Origin of the sequence: Paenibacillus sp. LjRoot153, assembly GCF_964253085.1 — a bacterium.
Lineage (GTDB): Bacteria > Bacillota > Bacilli > Paenibacillales > NBRC-103111 > Paenibacillus_E.
The window spans coordinates 320,106-336,041 of record NZ_CAXUQH020000002.1 but is presented as its reverse complement, the minus strand read 5'-3'; the positions used below and the strand labels follow the sequence as shown (position 1 = coordinate 336,041).

At 38.3% G+C, this 15,936-nt stretch carries 21 protein-coding genes and 1 pseudogene; 19 read left to right on the top strand and 3 right to left on the bottom strand.

Annotated features, from left to right (window positions below; genetic code table 11):
- Positions 1 to 18: 18 nt before the first annotated feature.
- The 15 genes from ACSQ8P_RS36925 (at position 19) to ACSQ8P_RS36855 (ending at position 11,214) form a co-directional block, all read left to right on the top strand.
- Positions 19 to 444, top strand: coding sequence for a hypothetical protein (locus ACSQ8P_RS36925; RefSeq protein WP_436239953.1), 426 nt, complete (start codon positions 19 to 21; stop codon positions 442 to 444).
- A 94-nt stretch (positions 445 to 538) separates the two neighbouring features.
- Positions 539 to 997 carry a JAB domain-containing protein gene (locus ACSQ8P_RS36920; protein ID WP_436239952.1) on the top strand — a complete coding sequence of 153 codons (459 nt, stop codon included), beginning with the start codon at positions 539 to 541 and terminating at the stop codon, positions 995 to 997.
- Between the two features lie 257 nt (positions 998 to 1,254).
- Positions 1,255 to 1,479, top strand: coding sequence for a hypothetical protein (locus ACSQ8P_RS36915; protein WP_436239951.1), 225 nt, complete (start codon positions 1,255 to 1,257; stop codon positions 1,477 to 1,479).
- Between the two features lie 373 nt (positions 1,480 to 1,852).
- Positions 1,853 to 2,404 (top strand): hypothetical protein, encoded by a 552-nt coding sequence (locus tag ACSQ8P_RS36910; protein ID WP_436239950.1) that lies wholly within the window; start codon positions 1,853 to 1,855, stop codon positions 2,402 to 2,404.
- 122 nt (positions 2,405 to 2,526) lie between these two features.
- A complete protein-coding gene (locus ACSQ8P_RS36905; protein ID WP_436239949.1) occupies positions 2,527 to 2,805 on the top strand; it encodes an NYN domain-containing protein in 279 nt (92 codons plus the stop codon).
- A gap of 396 nt (positions 2,806 to 3,201) precedes the next feature.
- Positions 3,202 to 3,891, top strand: a complete 690-nt coding sequence (locus ACSQ8P_RS36900) for a hypothetical protein (protein WP_436239948.1) — start codon at positions 3,202 to 3,204, stop codon at positions 3,889 to 3,891.
- Positions 3,881 to 4,348, top strand: a complete 468-nt coding sequence (locus tag ACSQ8P_RS36895; protein WP_436239947.1) for a hypothetical protein — start codon at positions 3,881 to 3,883, stop codon at positions 4,346 to 4,348. Before ACSQ8P_RS36900 ends, ACSQ8P_RS36895 begins: the two co-directional genes overlap by 11 nt.
- 520 nt (positions 4,349 to 4,868) lie before the next feature.
- Positions 4,869 to 5,363 (top strand): hypothetical protein, encoded by a 495-nt coding sequence (locus ACSQ8P_RS36890; RefSeq protein WP_436239946.1) that lies wholly within the window; start codon positions 4,869 to 4,871, stop codon positions 5,361 to 5,363.
- A 101-nt stretch (positions 5,364 to 5,464) separates the two neighbouring features.
- Positions 5,465 to 5,734 carry a DNA-directed RNA polymerase subunit alpha C-terminal domain-containing protein gene (locus tag ACSQ8P_RS36885; protein WP_436239945.1) on the top strand — a complete coding sequence of 90 codons (270 nt, stop codon included), beginning with the start codon at positions 5,465 to 5,467 and terminating at the stop codon, positions 5,732 to 5,734.
- A gap of 85 nt (positions 5,735 to 5,819) precedes the next feature.
- On the top strand, positions 5,820 to 6,005 hold the full coding sequence (locus ACSQ8P_RS36880) for a hypothetical protein (protein WP_436239944.1): 186 nt from the start codon (positions 5,820 to 5,822) through the stop codon (positions 6,003 to 6,005).
- A 567-nt stretch (positions 6,006 to 6,572) separates the two neighbouring features.
- Positions 6,573 to 7,499, top strand: coding sequence for a DUF6744 family protein (locus ACSQ8P_RS36875; RefSeq protein ID WP_436239943.1), 927 nt, complete (start codon positions 6,573 to 6,575; stop codon positions 7,497 to 7,499).
- A 37-nt stretch (positions 7,500 to 7,536) separates the two neighbouring features.
- Positions 7,537 to 8,667: an AAA family ATPase gene (locus ACSQ8P_RS36870; RefSeq protein WP_436239942.1), complete on the top strand. Its 1,131-nt coding sequence runs from the start codon at positions 7,537 to 7,539 to the stop codon at positions 8,665 to 8,667.
- Positions 8,667 to 10,103, top strand: a complete 1,437-nt coding sequence (locus ACSQ8P_RS36865) for a vWA domain-containing protein (RefSeq protein WP_436239941.1) — start codon at positions 8,667 to 8,669, stop codon at positions 10,101 to 10,103. The genes ACSQ8P_RS36870 and ACSQ8P_RS36865 overlap by 1 nt, the downstream gene beginning before the upstream one ends.
- Before the next feature lie 104 nt (positions 10,104 to 10,207).
- Positions 10,208 to 10,777, top strand: a complete 570-nt coding sequence (locus tag ACSQ8P_RS36860) for a hypothetical protein (RefSeq protein ID WP_436239940.1) — start codon at positions 10,208 to 10,210, stop codon at positions 10,775 to 10,777.
- Between the two features lie 257 nt (positions 10,778 to 11,034).
- Entirely contained in the window at positions 11,035 to 11,214 is a 180-nt protein-coding gene (locus tag ACSQ8P_RS36855) for a hypothetical protein (protein WP_436239939.1), read from the top strand.
- 266 nt (positions 11,215 to 11,480) lie between these two features.
- On the opposite strand, the gene ACSQ8P_RS36850 is transcribed toward ACSQ8P_RS36855, so the two are convergent.
- Together ACSQ8P_RS36850 and ACSQ8P_RS36845 are read right to left on the bottom strand one after the other, a co-directional pair.
- Positions 11,481 to 12,704 (bottom strand): tyrosine-type recombinase/integrase, encoded by a 1,224-nt coding sequence (locus ACSQ8P_RS36850; protein WP_436239938.1) that lies wholly within the window; start codon positions 12,702 to 12,704, stop codon positions 11,481 to 11,483.
- Entirely contained in the window at positions 12,704 to 12,844 is a 141-nt protein-coding gene (locus ACSQ8P_RS36845; RefSeq protein ID WP_436239937.1) for a hypothetical protein, read from the bottom strand. Before ACSQ8P_RS36845 ends, ACSQ8P_RS36850 begins: the two co-directional genes overlap by 1 nt.
- 185 nt (positions 12,845 to 13,029) lie before the next feature.
- Here ACSQ8P_RS36845 and ACSQ8P_RS36840 point away from each other — a divergent pair, with 185 nt between their 5' ends.
- The 4 genes from ACSQ8P_RS36840 (at position 13,030) to ACSQ8P_RS36825 (ending at position 15,509) form a co-directional block, all read left to right on the top strand.
- Positions 13,030 to 13,227, top strand: coding sequence for a hypothetical protein (locus tag ACSQ8P_RS36840; protein WP_436239936.1), 198 nt, complete (start codon positions 13,030 to 13,032; stop codon positions 13,225 to 13,227).
- A gap of 26 nt (positions 13,228 to 13,253) precedes the next feature.
- Entirely contained in the window at positions 13,254 to 13,508 is a 255-nt protein-coding gene (locus ACSQ8P_RS36835; protein WP_436239935.1) for a hypothetical protein, read from the top strand.
- A gap of 124 nt (positions 13,509 to 13,632) precedes the next feature.
- Complete coding sequence (locus ACSQ8P_RS36830) at positions 13,633 to 14,664, top strand: ParA family protein (RefSeq protein WP_436239934.1); 1,032 nt, start codon at positions 13,633 to 13,635, stop codon at positions 14,662 to 14,664.
- Positions 14,661 to 15,509: an SIR2 family protein gene (locus ACSQ8P_RS36825; RefSeq protein WP_436239933.1), complete on the top strand. Its 849-nt coding sequence runs from the start codon at positions 14,661 to 14,663 to the stop codon at positions 15,507 to 15,509. Before ACSQ8P_RS36830 ends, ACSQ8P_RS36825 begins: the two co-directional genes overlap by 4 nt.
- Before the next feature lie 165 nt (positions 15,510 to 15,674).
- Here ACSQ8P_RS36825 and ACSQ8P_RS36820 read toward each other — a convergent pair.
- Positions 15,675 to 15,932 (bottom strand): annotated as a pseudogene (locus tag ACSQ8P_RS36820) (recombinase family protein); the annotation flags it as partial.
- Positions 15,933 to 15,936 lie beyond the last annotated feature (4 nt).

Genomic DNA, 15,936 nt, shown 5'->3' with positions numbered 1-15,936 from the left:
TAACAAGGAGGATGAGATATGACAAATTCCTTTACATTAGATCCAGCTAGAAAAGAATTAGAGAGAGCGCTAGCAGCTGGAAGGGCCGCGGCGTTAACTAAAGAAATAGAACGATTAAAAACGGCTCTTAAGTTATCTCAAGATGAGCTTAAGAAAATCGTGGAGGAACAGTTCGAAGGTTCCTTAAGACTCGGGGATGAAATCTGGGGTAAATTCCCTAGCGTTTCTTGGAAAGGGTCATCAGAGGTAGTAAGGATGCTTTGTGCAGCCCTAGCTATTGATAACGTAGATCCCTATGAGTACATTTCAATTACTGAGGCGAATCTAAAAAAAATCAGGAAAGAAAAAGGCTTAGATATTAACGAGGAATTTATGGAGAATATTGGCTTTAAAAAGTCAATTATTATGCGCTTTGATAATAAGAAGGCTGATTCTGAAGAATAAAATCGAATAAAAAAGGAGGGAGCCCTCTGTATGATTGTATACAGAGGGGTATCTCCTCCTGTGTATACATAGGGCGAATAATGTGAAATTGCAAATGGAAAATATAGATATCGTAAAAATTAAAATGGTAAAAGAATCTAGCTTTTTGTACAGTCACCCTTCATTATCTAATACGATCAATGCTCCGAAGGCTATCGTTGATATTGTCGAGGATATCTTAGAGATCTCAAGTGAAGCAGTTGAGATCTGTGGAATGCTGCTTTTAGACACGAAAAACAAAATTAATGGGTTACACATAATATCAAGAGGAACTCTTAACTATGGAATTGTTAATCCCAGAGATGTTTTTAAAGCAGCATTATTAGCAAATGCAGCAAGTATTGTGCTATTTCATAATCACCCATCGGGCGATCCAACTCCTTCACCAGAAGATATATCATTAACCAATCGTCTTTGTGAAGTCGGCGAATTATTGAGTATCAATGTATTGGATCATATTATTATAGGTGATAATAAAAAGTTTAGAAGTTTAAGAGAGCAGGGATATATCTAAAACAAAGGAAGTAGCCCTCAGGCGCATTTTAAGGTAGGAGGGCTACCTACAGTCACTCAAGTATAAAAATTAAAATAAAACTCGAATCACTCTAGGCGCATAGTACGGGTGGCACGAATGCAAATAGTGCCATCAGGTACTTTGAGTTCGTGTGGGGAGGAAAATATGGAAAACACAAAGCAAGAAGATGATGAGTGTAGGGATGAAATTAAGATCTACTCTAATAGGCTGAATTATTAGTAATCCCTTCTGTCGAAATGGAGATTCAAATGTTTTGTAGTATTACTAGCTATTCTCAAGTAATAAAAAATGAAGTTCCTGAAACCGCATCTGACTGCACTTGGGAAGGCATGAAGAAGATTAGTTATGAAGAAGCTATGAGGCGATTTAATAAGGGTAGAGAAGTCTACCTTCTTTACCCTTATAACACAGAGGCCCTTGCACACGAGTTGGAAGAGATTATTTTTCCACAACTTGGATGATAATGGCGAATACGGTCACGAATGAGAATATATTCTTCTTATAAAGTTTAACCGATAGTTTCAAAAATTGCCCTTCACTCCGGGAGCAAAAACGAGTGGCACGAACGCAACAATCGTGCCACTCGGCACATTGCGTTTGTGGTGGAGAGGATAAAAATGATAAATCCAATAAATAGTGCTATTGAATCGTACTTAAATGCACATCCAATATTCCGTATAGTCGCAGTTATCATTTGCTTCATTGGGATGCTGGCGACAATTGTATATCAAAAAAAAACCAGTAAACCTACGCATATTAAGAATGCATTGATACGGATAAAACAGGAACGTAAAGCAGTTGGCAAAACTGCTCACTTGGAAGGGGTGTTTATCTATGGCAGCGAGTCATACCATAATCGCTGATGTGGACCATACACCACTTGTCGAATCTCTTGCAGTTAAGTCTGTATGCGACATCATGACCTCCCATTACACTGCCGATGAAACGATCGCAGTAGAGCCAGGAACCACAATTGAACTGCATGGTACACAATGTATCGTTAAAGACTGGACACATCCGAAGCGTTTCCTTGTAGAAAACTGGATGGGATCACAAATCGAAATTAGTAAATCTCTACTGAAGCCAGATGGCAAAGGAATTATTGTCTTCTTATATAACGGAGGACCAGATAGCTTAAGTATGACGGTTCAATGGAATGGTATCTCAGGTGAAGAACTCCTTCTTGAAGAAGAAACAGATCCTATGTTTTATCATGAAAGCACTCTTCCGGATGAATTAGGCTATGAAGATGGGCTGCTGTTTCGAATCCAAGAACTGAGCAAATTTGATAGCGGCAACTATATAAGCAAGGATTATAGGTTCTCTAAAGAAGAGGCCATTGATGCAGCTGAAGTGTTGTTGCAACAAAAATACAGATCACAATAAAAACAAACAAAGAGCAAAATAGCATGTGTTTGTAAAAAAAACGAAAGTGGTGTATACAATGGATAAAAAAGAACCTTCATACCAAAAAACTGCTGTCTCTATAGATGGTGGATATCTAGATAATGTCATGGAACAATCTGGGAATCTACTTGTCGACAAAGGGTTTGATTAGTCACGCAGTAATAGTAACAGGTGACTCTGATTTTTATCCAGTTATCAATGCTGCTATGAATGAGGGTGTTCATATGACCATCGTTCATGAAGCATTTGCTCACGATAAGTTACTAGATGTGGCTGATGTAGGGGTAGTGCTTCCTAGTTATTTTCGTAATTGGACTGAAGAAATGTCGAGTGACAAGAATTTGTTCCGATTGCCAATAGAGGCAAAGAATTTATACTGAATCCCGTGGCGTAATAAGAACCATTTTAATGCCAATAAGGGATACGATTTAAGTGAGATCATAATAATTTAAGAAAGCCATCTTCATGTGGGAGGTTTGTTGGCGTATAATGTGTTTTCTAATAACACGGGGTTCAGTATGTCGATTAATAATTTTAGTGAATTCATAGAATATTATGTCATATATACATACTCCGCCGTTTCCCGCTGGGTTATAAAGTACAAATTATCATGCGATAGTACGTTCTTATATTTTACTCGAGGTTTTGCAAATTTCGGACTCAAACTTCAAGAATGCCAAGGAAAAGTATATAGAAGCTGTTGTCACTTTGAAGTAAATCACTGACATTGTGTCTTGAATTTGATACAATATAAAGGAAGAAGTTTTATAAATGAGGTGGCCTTATTGGAAGTTTTTCTTCCTGATACCGTATACCATGGTACATTGCTTACTTTATTAGACTCGTTTAAAGCTAAACCATTAAATAAAGAAAATTGGGTTGTCAGAGATGCGGTTGATCCCAACATTATTTATCGACGTGATTTCGGTTTTGGATTATATACAACACCTGATTTTGATCGAGCGTCGAAATTTAGTAGAAATAAAATTCAACGTGATTTTGAACTTAAGGGTGAAGTTCCATGTGTGCTCGAATTCGAAGTATTAAAGCATCAACCTTTGTCAATATTAGTTAATCATAGTGATACCTTCCTCTCAATTTGTCATGAATGGTCGAAACGTATTTATCGTGAACGGATAGAAAATAACGGCGATACGAACTTTACAGGAGACCCCATATTAATTTCAGGCCCAATCGCAGATAATTCTTATTCTAATTTGTTGCAAGGACTTCAAAGGTTCCACGATTCGAAAAGAGCCCAAGGCTTATCCGAGGAACAAGTAAAGAATGATTCTATTCAATGGTTTCAAGATCAAATAATTCGTAGCAGCACCGGTCATAAAATAAGCTACAAAGATCTAAACTTTCAAATCGTTTTCCGTTCTGATGAATATCAAATTTTAAGATTAAGAAAATACCACACTTTTTCAAAGGAGAAAGGATGGTCTGAGCATAATGAATACTAAAATTACTTATCACGAACTCAGCGATTTCAACAAAAACATCGTTGATGAGATTGAAAAGATCAAGGGATCTAAGGAAGACGCTATGGATACGTTTAATAAATACTATGAAGTAATTCAGGCTATAGGGGAAGATGACGCGGAAGTTCCAAGATTCTACGCACAAAAATTCTGTAAAGCAGAATCGGAGGGATTCACCGCCAGTGATTGGCTAGATCATATTAAACAATATGATTATGTACCTGACGAAGAAGACGAAACCGTTTCCCTTCATGAATTGTCTAGTCCACTCGTTACATCACCAAAATATTCAATCCCTGGTTTAAAACCTCGTGTATTAACAGGGAAGATAAAAAACCTTCAAAAATACGGAATTTTTGTGCTAGTCGACCCTGAAAAGGGAATTGAAAAGACTAAATCTAAATCTACAATTTTGAGTGGTGAGATTCTTGCTGAATAACTCATTTTAGTTTGAAAAATCATTTAAAAAAGTGTGTTATACCTGCGTTTAACATATTATCCTGTTGCCTTAAAACCTAGTTCGCAAATCGAGACGGGGATAATCCCGTCTTTTTTATTTCCATACATATATTATATAATATAATTTAATTGACCAAAATTATATTAAAATATACACTGAACACTAGGGGTGTAGATCATATTTGGTTATAGAATATGCCAAACTGCAAGGCTTTCCCGATTGGTTCGAGATTACTGTGGGTATTGTTTTAAGCGTTGACTTTGATGGAGAAGATGGTTGTTAAAACGTAACAAGCAATTGTTGGGCACTTTAACGGCCTTAGGTCGTGAGAACTGGATCCCAAAGGTTGCAGCAAGATTATTCCATGGTAAAGAGCGTACTGCAATTTTTATACCAAACGAATGAAATTAAAAAATCTGAAGGCATACAAGCATTTGAAAAGCAATTTAGTGAATTTCTTGGTGAATTCTAATCCATTTTATAAACAAGGAGAGATATCGTGAAGAAATACATTAATAACAAAGAAATTGACCTTCTACTTAAAATCTCTGGTAAAACGGAAGAAAGGAATACCCATATGAAAGATAAAGAAGAGCACAAAAATTCAAATGCGCAAGACGATTTTCGTCATAAGTATGATATTCTGAAATATATTATGGGAACCCATGAGGCAGCTGCAGAGTGGGATTTAACTTACACTCGAGTTGGTGTCCTATGTAACGAAGGAGAAATCAACGCTAAACTATTTGGGAAAGCTTGGATCATTCCTAAATTGCAACCGAAACGTCGCGGCTTTAAAAAAAATGATGAAAATGTAATTAAAGACGTTGAGGACCTTATTGAATTCATGGAGATCATGCAGAAATATCCTAAAGTATCAGGCATGTTTAATCATATACTACAGGATTATAAAGACATAAATGAAGAGAACGCACGTTTAAAATCATTAATCGAAATGAAAGAAGGGCATGTATTTAATGAGACTGTAAGATAGATGTGTACAAGGAAATATCCATGCAAAAGTTGCTTACATCTAGCTTCTCCGGTAATTAAAATTAACCCCAATTTAAGTCAATCGCTTATCGATACTTTTATATGTCATTTGAGGACCTTCCGTTAGAAGATCTTTTTTTATTTAAAGAAGAAGCTTTTTATATTATTTTAGAGGATTTGAACTTATCTAAAAGAATCTATAACGCCTTAGCACGTCTCTGTTGTTCGAAAAATAAGGAAGCTCCAAGATTTATGGATATCGTGGAGCGTAGTTATAATGAGTTGTGTTTAATAAGAAATTTCGGACTGGGTTCTCAAATAGAATTATGGAATAAACTTCTGGAATACATGGTGGAGAGAAATTGGAACTAAACGTGCATAGGTATGAATTAGCAATTGACTGCCTTAAAAAGACCGACCTGCTTGCAGGATTAGCATAGAAATGGAGGGGAAATACGTGCATATAACTGTCGCTGAGCTTATAGAGAGATTAAAAAAATTTAGCCCGGATCAAGAAGTAGTTGTATCTAATACGAAAACTGAATTTGGATTTAAAACAATGAAAATTGAAGATGTGAGTGAAGGTGTGAAAGGTGGTATGTTTGTTTTTATAAATGCTTCACGCGAAGATGAGGACGAGTAAACAAGATTGATATTCAAAAAGACAGAAATCGCTTGCATATCGGGACGGTGCGAAGCACCATTGACTATCAAATATCTTCATGATTAATTAAATATTAGTTGTTGTTCCTGGGCATATGGGGTAAAATAGAACTTGTATTTTACTGTGTAGGCTCTTTTGTTTTTCAACAAAGAAGACCGAAACCAGTGTGAGGACTTCCCCGTATTTTTACGAGCTGGAAGATGGGTCACACATAAACGGGTTTAGCCGCGACTACCCGACTCTAGAAATCTCGTACAACGTTAAATTTCGCGTAGTTGTACTGCTGGATATCTAGAACGCTTTCTTTAGCGTCAAGAGATGATACTTTTTTTAAGTGCATCCAAACATATATTTGTTTAAATTAGCCGTTTATGAATTATTCGTGTATGCGAATGTTCATTGACGGCTTTTTTTATATCAATTTTAAAATACAAACGCGCGTTAATTAATTTAAGATGATAGGTTTATACTATCATTAACTTTAATTAAACGCGCGTTCGTTTTTTATATATACAAAAACCCGATAAGGGCGAGGAGGATAACAAGATGAGTACAATCACTTTGAGTACAATGGCAGCAGTAAACGGTACTGAGAATTCTATGTTGGGATATCTAACGTGGAACAGTGTAGGTGAGCAATTAGTGTCCCATGATAAACTCGTGGATTTATTCACGCAGTATGGACTGGATATCGGAATGCTTCCATCCGGAGTAAGACCTCAAGATGCGTTTCGTAGAGCAACAAGCAAGAAGCGCAGTATTACAACTCAAGAAGGGATACGGATCAACTATTTCGCCAAAGAAGTCATAGCGGATAAAGAAAAGGTGATTCGTCATATTGTGGCCGAAACTGTTGATTCCAAAGGCGTTAAGTTGGAATACGAACCGCAAGCTGCAATTCTCTCCTTCAACAAAGAAACTCATACAATCAATTCATTTTCCTTTGATAAAGTAGCAGAGGAAATGACAGCTGATATGCAAAGAGACTACGAGAAGTTTCGGACACATTACGAAGGAAATGTTCTTAGATCCATCGTACGCAGGGTGTTATATTCATGCAGCCCTACGCCTGTTCGTCCGAGCGGTGGAGTTTATTTCGTTCCAGCATTGCATGAGAACAAGCTGAAAGCACTTAATAAGGTTGTAGGTGAGTTAGAGAATGGTGAGGGCTTTGCTGTCCCCATGATCAATACCAACGAAAACCAAGATATGGTCAGAAGTAAACTATTGGAGAACCTGACAAAAGTTCTAATTGATACTCGTGAAGCTGCTGAGATAGCCGCAACGGGAGCAAAGAAAAAAGGGGAGCTTACGGTATCCCTTGAACAAGCAAAGGATGTCATCAATGCATATCAAGACTATGCGGGCATCCTAAGTGGTGATCTGAACAAAATGGAGGATACGGTAAAAGGCATTAATACTGCTGTATCGGACTTATTTCAGGCTATTGCTGCTATGAGCAAAAAAAATTAAACGTCCAATAGAGGCCAAATAAAGGAGGACATTAACCATGTCTATGTTAAAACTTGCAGAAATCCGTACTTATTTGAACAATAAATATTTTGAGCGTTCCCAGGTAATTGAAGCGCTACTTTGCGCTTTAGTAGCACGACAACATCTTTTGCTGATCTCGCCTCCAGGTGCAGCTAAATCTGCACTTTCAGAGGAAATGGCCTATATCATTCAAGGTGCCAATTACTATGAGCATTTAATGACTAAGTTTTCGACACCTGAAGAAGTGTTTGGACCACTTTCATTAAGCGAATTAGCACAGGATGTCTACAAGCGAAATATTACTGGATCCTTGCCGGAGGCACATATTGCTTTTGAAGATGAAATCTTCAAGGCAAATAGTGCAGTGTTAAACACACTCTTAAAGATCATCAATGAACGCCAGTTTAAAAATGGTACAGAAAAAATAAATTGCCCATTGATGACAATGGTCGCTGCGTCCAATGAATATCCAGGAGATGCGGAAGGGTTGGAAGCGTTATTTGACCGTTTTCTTATCCGCTTTGAAGTCCCGTATCTACAGGACGATATGAACTTTTTGTCCATGCTTCGAGGAGATGGCTTTTATAATCAAACGCCTTCAATGACGCTTGATGAATTAAAGCAACTTCAGGAGATGTCAGATATGGTTCTTATCCCTGATACTGTACTTTATGCATTAGCAGCAATTCGCCGTAAACTACGGGATGAGGGCATTCAACCTTCAGACCGTAGATATAAGCAAGCTTTAACGTTATTACGCGCGAAAGCAATGCTTGAACAACGGATGGAAGTCGTTCTTAGTGATATAATGCTATTGCAAAGTGCTCTCTGGGTTACTCCAGATCAACGGCCAAAGGTTGAATCCATCGTTGAGGAACATGCACTAGACCGCATCGATAAGCTCCTTCGTGAATATGAGGCAGAGCTTGACGAGTTGGTAGGACATTTCACTGTTCAAACATCATCTAACGATGCAATGGAAATTAACGTTAAAATCGCTGATATCGGAAGACGTATTGGTGATTTAACACAAGACCAATCCGCCTCTCAAGATCAAAAGGTAAAAATTAATGAAGTTGCAGATAAAGTGACAGCTGCTGTTGCTAGAATGGGTACTCATTTTCTAGGTTTAGGGGGTAGAGTTTAATGCTACCTGCCTCCCAGGAAGTAAGAACTGTACTTAATACCGATAGATTTGATCGCAGAAGATACGAAGAAATCTTGAACCAATCGCAGCGATTGCAGGAAATATCGGAGCAGGGTGATACTCTTTTGCCAAACTTCACTCCTTTAATGGGAGACTTATGGGCTGGTCTTTTTAAGACTAGCCCTCGTCTTTTAGAAGAGGTAGCACTGGACCTACTTCCTAACCACGCACTCTTGGAGCGTATTATGGCTGAAGAAAACTATCAGAAATTCCGTCAACAAACGGTTTTGAATGATTTTGCTTCAGCACTTGGCACTATAAACTTATCAGAACAGGTTTATAACTGGGTTGAGGAAAAGGCAAACCAAGATGAGGTAATGAAGCAGGCTTTGGAGCAAATGAAGCAAGCGCAGCAAGAGGCCAGTGAGCAACAACAAAATGGTAGTGAGGGTCAATCCGATTCCAATGCACAAAACCTCCAGCAGGCAGCGCAGGATCTTGCTAATGCAATGTCTCAAGCAGCTCAGGATGGATCACTCAACATAATGTTAGCGAAAGCCAAACAGGATATGAATGGTCAACAAGACGCTTTACGAGCGCTTGCAGGTGGTAATATGCCAGGGGATGAAGATCGAGAGCTCAATAAAACACCGCTTAGAGATAAACTCAAATTAGCTGAAAAGCTAAAAAGCAATAAAAAGCTAAAGAAGATCGCTGAATGGGCCGGGAGATTTAGAGAAACATCCCTAAAAAAACAGCGTTCTAAAGCTAAAGAATCAACCGTCAAAGTTGGTGTTGAAGTCGGAAACGACCTCAGCAGGATTCTACCTACAGAGCTACTAAACTTTAAGCAATTAGCAACTCGGCCAGATTTTATGCGAAGATTCGCTGAAGGGCAATTATCTCAGTATGAAGTCAAAGGGAAGCAGGAACTTGGAAAAGGGCCTATTATATGTTGCTTAGATCGAAGTAGCAGTATGGATTCACTCGATGAACAATCTATAGGTTTTATGCTTGCATTAGCAGGCATTGCCAGAAAGCAGACGCGAGATTTCGCTTTAATTCCATTTAATACGCAAGTGAAACAACAGCGTATTTGGAAAAAAGGAAAGATACCCCTGCATGAAATCGCTGAGTTAACCGAGTTGTTCTTAAGTGGAGGAACACGTTTTGATACACCACTAACTGAAGCTCTTAATGTGATGAGTAATGCGCGTTTTAAAAATGCTGATATTATTTTCATTACGGATGGATCTGCTTCAGATGCTCAGTGGTTTGACGTATTCCTGGACGCTAAAAGACGCGATGGCTTCTCTATGCTAGGGATTAAAATCGGTAACGAAGGGGGAATCACACTCCTCCAGAAGTTATGTGACAATGTTGTATGCGCGGAGGATTTTACATCTGAAGCCACAGCAGCTGCGTTTGAAATATAAAAGATGCAAACGAGCATCCATATTAAATGACATAAAGGCAGTGGAGATGCATCCTCTGTCTTTTTCTATGTAAAAAAACAATAACTTTATTGGAGGATAACAAAATGGAAAAAATGAGCTTAGTAAAATGCAAAAATATTGAACACGCTGCTAAAGCAGCTGAAATCGTTGGTGGCTTTGTTGTTATCGGAGTAACAGGATCTGCAAGTTGGCTCGATGCAGATACCGTACCAGTGGAAATTACTCCTGATGATGATGTTGCAGCCGTTTGTACCGCTTCGGAAGCACGGATTGGTTACCAAATGTCTGACAACACAGAGACGGAATCAACGGATCTGGAATTTAAGATCATGATTATGCTTGAGCAACTCGCAAATCGGGCTCATTCGTTACCTGTTAATGTTTCAGGTCGATTTTTAAAGCATGCATATTCAGAATTACTGTTCAAATACAGATGGATAGCAGCAAAAAGTGAAATGTTCCAGGAACTCTACTTAACTGCTATTCAGTGGAGACAGGAAAATGTTAAACAGATCACCGAGAAGAATCAAAAAATTATCCAACGCGCGTTAAGTGAAGTAGAGAATGAAACAGTAACAGCTTTAACCGAAGCTGCTACTATTGCCGGTATCATAAGCGACTTCGCAGGTGATGTGATCTTTGTTATTGATTAGAGGGATCTGATTTGAATGCGACAATTGTATCAAAAGGACATTTCGATCTAGCTAAAACTAAATGTGTATGGCAATTAAATTCTCTGAGTTTAATCAATGTGGCGTAGTAGTCTCTTTAACTCTATGGCATATTTATACTCAGGCGGTGACAAGATGATAGTAACCCCTCAAAATATTGGTTTGACATTAGATAGGGATAAAATTAATTTTGAGGATGGGAACAGCAAGTTTGCTCCTTTCTCAAGGGAGGGAATATATTGAGCACAAGCAATCAACCAAATCCTTCTGCCGTAATTAATGTTTCTGGGCTGCGGAGAATTAAAGAAGACATGGACAAGCCTTTATTCATAATGAGAAAAAATTATGAATTATTGGCAGTCACAAAAAAAGGCTGGTTTTGGCCCCTTGTTGTCGGGACTTTGTTACTTAATTGCTAACACTTTGCCATATCGTAGTTTGCAAATTATGTTTTCGTTGCTGGAGTTTTGTGGTCTAACGAAAAATGGTAACACATAAGTTGAAAATTAATAACACTGTATTGCTCCTCAATTATTACTGACTTTTTTATATTATTTATAACGATATTACAGCCTATAACGACATGGGCGGCATGATGTAATACGTGCCGAAAGCCCTTGATTTATAAGGGGTTTAAGGTGTCGGGGTATCCTGAGGGTAACTAATGGGTAACATCGGCAGAAAACTAGAGGCTTCTCATGAGTTCACCAAACTTATGGGAAGCCTCTTTTTTCTTTGGTTTGGTTACGTGTAGATAAACACTCTTGGTGGTGTCATCATCCTTGTGACCGAGCCTGGCCATAATTGTTTCTAAACTAACGTCACCATGAGCTGCCAACAAAGACGTATGTGTATGACGGAGTGAATGAGGTGTCAGTTTCGGATTCAGCCCAGATATTTTAAGTAATCTTGCCATTCGGTTTTCGATCTGTTTGATGTATTCAGGATAACCAGCATTTTCTTCATCGGTTTTTACAAATACAAAATCATGATCATGATAACTTTTACGGTAACGCATCTTAACCGTTTTTTGCTCTGCTCGGAGTTTTTCTAACTCACTTATGACTATCTCATCAACGTCGATTGTTCTCTTTGATGTCTTCGTTTTTGGCGGGAGCAGTTGGTACTCTTTAATGTTGTTCTTCGGATTATAATAAGTTTTTGTGATGCTTATTGTATGCTTTGTAAAGTCGATATCCCGCCATTTGAGAGCACATAGTTCTCCAGCTCGTAAGCCTGTGTAGGCTAAGGTTAGAAATATGGCATAATCGCCATCCAATCCACTTTCCTCAGCGGTCCGCAGAAAGCGCTTGAGCTCTCCCCCCTCCATATACTTCGGAACTTCTACTTCCTGTTCAAGCTTAACTACAGTCTTCTGAATTTTTGGAACAATGGAGTATTCAGTTGGATCGTTCTTTATTACCTCAAGTTCGACAGCTCGCTTAAAAATCATCCTTCCAGTCCGATGGACACCGTCTATGGTATTATCGGCATAGCCACTTGCCTTCAAATCATGTAGAGCATCTTGGTATCGCTTCTTAGTTATGTCTCGCATTTTTAATTTACTGAAATAGGGCATTAATCTGCTAATCTCATGTTGACGGAGACGGACAGTGCTGATTTTGACTTTTCCCGTTCCTTGATATCCAATAAGCCACTCCACAGCAAACTTTTCAAACGAAATGTTCTTTTCCTCGATATACGTCCCTTGAGAGAGTTCCGCCACCATAATGGAAGCCGCAGTTTCCGCATCTGATTTCGAATTAAAGCCACCTTTCTTCTTTTGTTTACGTCGTCCGGTCTGAGGGTCTATACCGACATTGACCATATACGACCAGGACGCTCCACAAGAACATTTCTTTGTCTGCATTCCAGGGCATTTACAGTGTGGTTTGTAAACGTAAGCCATCAAGATATTCCTCCATTCTCACCATCGTCATCAACACCATCACTGTTGAGACCTGATGCCTCAGTTAAATCAGAATACTCCATTTTTGAATAGTAAAGTGGTGTTCTATCTGGGAACATCAGTGCAAGCATATCTAACACACGCTTACATTCCTCCGGATTGAGTCTCTCTCCTCCATAACTTAAAGCGCCCCCTTTTCTACCCGCATAGTTCAATATTGCTTCTAGTCTGCCACTCTTGAGCACGGCATTACTTTCAATGTAGTTTTCTCTTATGGCGGTCCAATTGTCGCCATTTTGCCTCCAGGCCTAGGGAGGGGTTCATTTTGGCAAACACTGAAAAGAACATCCGCATCCACAAGCCACAGCACGTTAGGCGGTTGCTGAATGAAGTGATTAACGAAATCAGGCATGAGGATTCAATGGACAAGGAGAAGCGGGCACGCGTGCTGGGATACTTGGCGAATATAACACTAACAAGCCTTAAGGATGGCGATCTAGAGGAACGAATAGCGAAATTGTAAGTAGAGAAAACAAAGGAAAGCCGGAGATGACACTACTAAGAAGAATATCTGAACTTGAGAAAACCACCAAGAAGTCAAATTCAGAAGAGATGTTGATGACGGTTCCTATTTCTGCCGACGATCTTAGACTTATTTTTGAGTTGGAACAACAAGGGACGAATGAATCGAAGCTGGAGATTGAAAATATTTTAGTCAAATATGAGGGACTTCCGCTAATCACATTGGATGAGTGGGAGTCTAAATTGATTATTGAAAAAATGTCCAATCAAACGAAAAAATAGTGCAATGGAAACCCTAACACCACTGGTTTAACCTCCTTTGTAGTTTTCTTTTTATTTAAAAAGGTTATAATATACAAATAGGAAAATAGTAGAAAAAGATTGTAATAGGGAGCAGGTAGGTAAAATGAAAACAGTTATTTTCTTTAACAATAAAGGCGGCGTTGGTAAAACCACACTTGCTGTTAATATCGCTTCCTTCTTGCAACTTGTCAAAAATAAAAGGGTATTACTGGTTGATGCTGATCCACAATCTAATTCAACTCAAATGATTCTTTCCGAAGAGCATTGGGAAAGGATTTATAGTCCTGATTCGCGAGAAACAACTCTGTTGAGTTTTATGGAACCAATTTCTTTAGGTGAGCCGACTCTAGATCTTACTCATGTACCCTTTCCCAAAGAAGGGAATCGGTTTGGAATAGACTTAATTCCGGGTCATCCGAGATTATCCTTACTCGAAGATAAGCTAAGTAATAGTTGGAACGATTGTAGTGCTGGTGATCCCGGTGGATTTAGAGTAACAAATTGGATGAATTTACTTAAATCACATTTTGCTAATGACTATGATCTAATAATATTCGATGTAGGACCATCTTTAGGTGCGTTAAACCGGAGTATTTTATTAAACTCTGATGCTTTTATCACTCCAATGGGCTGTGATATTTTCAGTCTAATGGGGGTACAAAATATGTCAGAATGGATAAATTCATGGGAGACGATATATAGAAGTGCTTTGACAGTGTTAGTTGAAAAACACCCCCGACTGGATTACGGAAGATATCAAATTAATACCAATACAAGTAGAAACTATTGCTTTATTGGTTATTCTGTACAGCAGTATATCACCAAAGTTATTGATGGGGAGAGAAGAGGGATCGCTTCTTACGATAGAATCAAATACCTTATTCCTGAAGCAATGGCAACGTATCTTGATGACTTCCTAGATGAAGGTATGACAATGGAAAATTGTGATCTTGGTGATATTCCGCATCTTTTTAGTCTAGTTCCATTAGCTCAGAGCAATAATGCGCCTATACATCAATTAAGAAAATCAGACGGACTTGTAGGGAATCAATATAAAATCATGAGAGATTATACTAAAGTAATGGATTCAGTATGTGACAAAATTCTTAGTAATTTAGGAGAGACTGTTCAATGAATCCTCCATGGCCGCAGCATTTAATTGCAGAGTTAGCTGCAAGAAGATGTGTTATTTTCCTAGGGTCGGGAGTATCTGCTCAAGCAGTAAATGCCGAAGGTAGAAGACCGAGTACTTGGGGACAGTTTTTAACAGGGGCAACTAACCTTGTACAGGATCAAAATGAAAGGCAGTATATTCAACAACTTATTGGACAAGGAAAGTATTTGCTTGCCTTACAGTGCATTTTTGATCATTCAGATCGTGGGGATTATAATCGTTTTCTTAGAGGTGAGTATCTAGAACCACGATATGAACCAACACAAATTCACGAAGATATAGTGATGATTGATCCTAAAATCACCATCACAACTAATTTTGATATAATATATGATAAAGCTTGCCGTGATGAGGGTCATACAGTGATCAAATATTATGATTCCAATATCATTGAGCATTTAAGATCAGATCAAAGATTAATAATCAAGGCTCACGGAACTATCGAAAGTACTCAGGAAATGATTTTTACTAAAAGTAAATATTTTGAGACAAAAAAGAAATACGCTGAATTTTATAATATATTGCAAGCGATTTTTATTACAAATACTATCTTGTTTATTGGGTGCGGCATGGAGGATCCTGATATTAACCTTTTATTAGAAACCGTTTATCTCACTACTGGTGAAAGTTTGGAACACTATGTAGTCACTAGAGAAGGTGTTAATCATAATCAGGTGAAGGATTGGAAAAATAGCTATAATATAAAGACTTTAACATATGGTCCTACGCATGATGATCTAGTTACAGAAATACGAAATTTAAGGACTGCGGTCGAAGCTTACAGAACAAGCAATAATCTATTTTAGTAAAAACAGAAGAAAAAGGAGGCCAAGGGATTATTTTCTCGAGGTCTCTTTATATTGTTTAATTCAGGGACCAATGTCATAAGTAAATTCCATCTCAATTTAGATAATAAGGATGCTCAAAATTCTTAGTTATATATTATCATAATGATCACTCGGGAACCTGTTTCATGAATTATAACTCTTAAGCTTAGCATATATCGTTGAGCGTGGAACCCCAGTCATGCTTGAAATATCATTTACGCTAATGCCGTTGTCATCTCTTGCCGCGAACAATGCCAATGCCTTTTTGACCTGCTTTTCATCCTGTCCCTTACGCCCCATATGTGTTCCCTTCCCTTTTGCCTTAGCACGGCCCTCAGCTGTTCGTTCATTTATTAAGTCCTTCTCGAATTCTGCAATGGCTCCTAACATCGTAAACATCAACAAT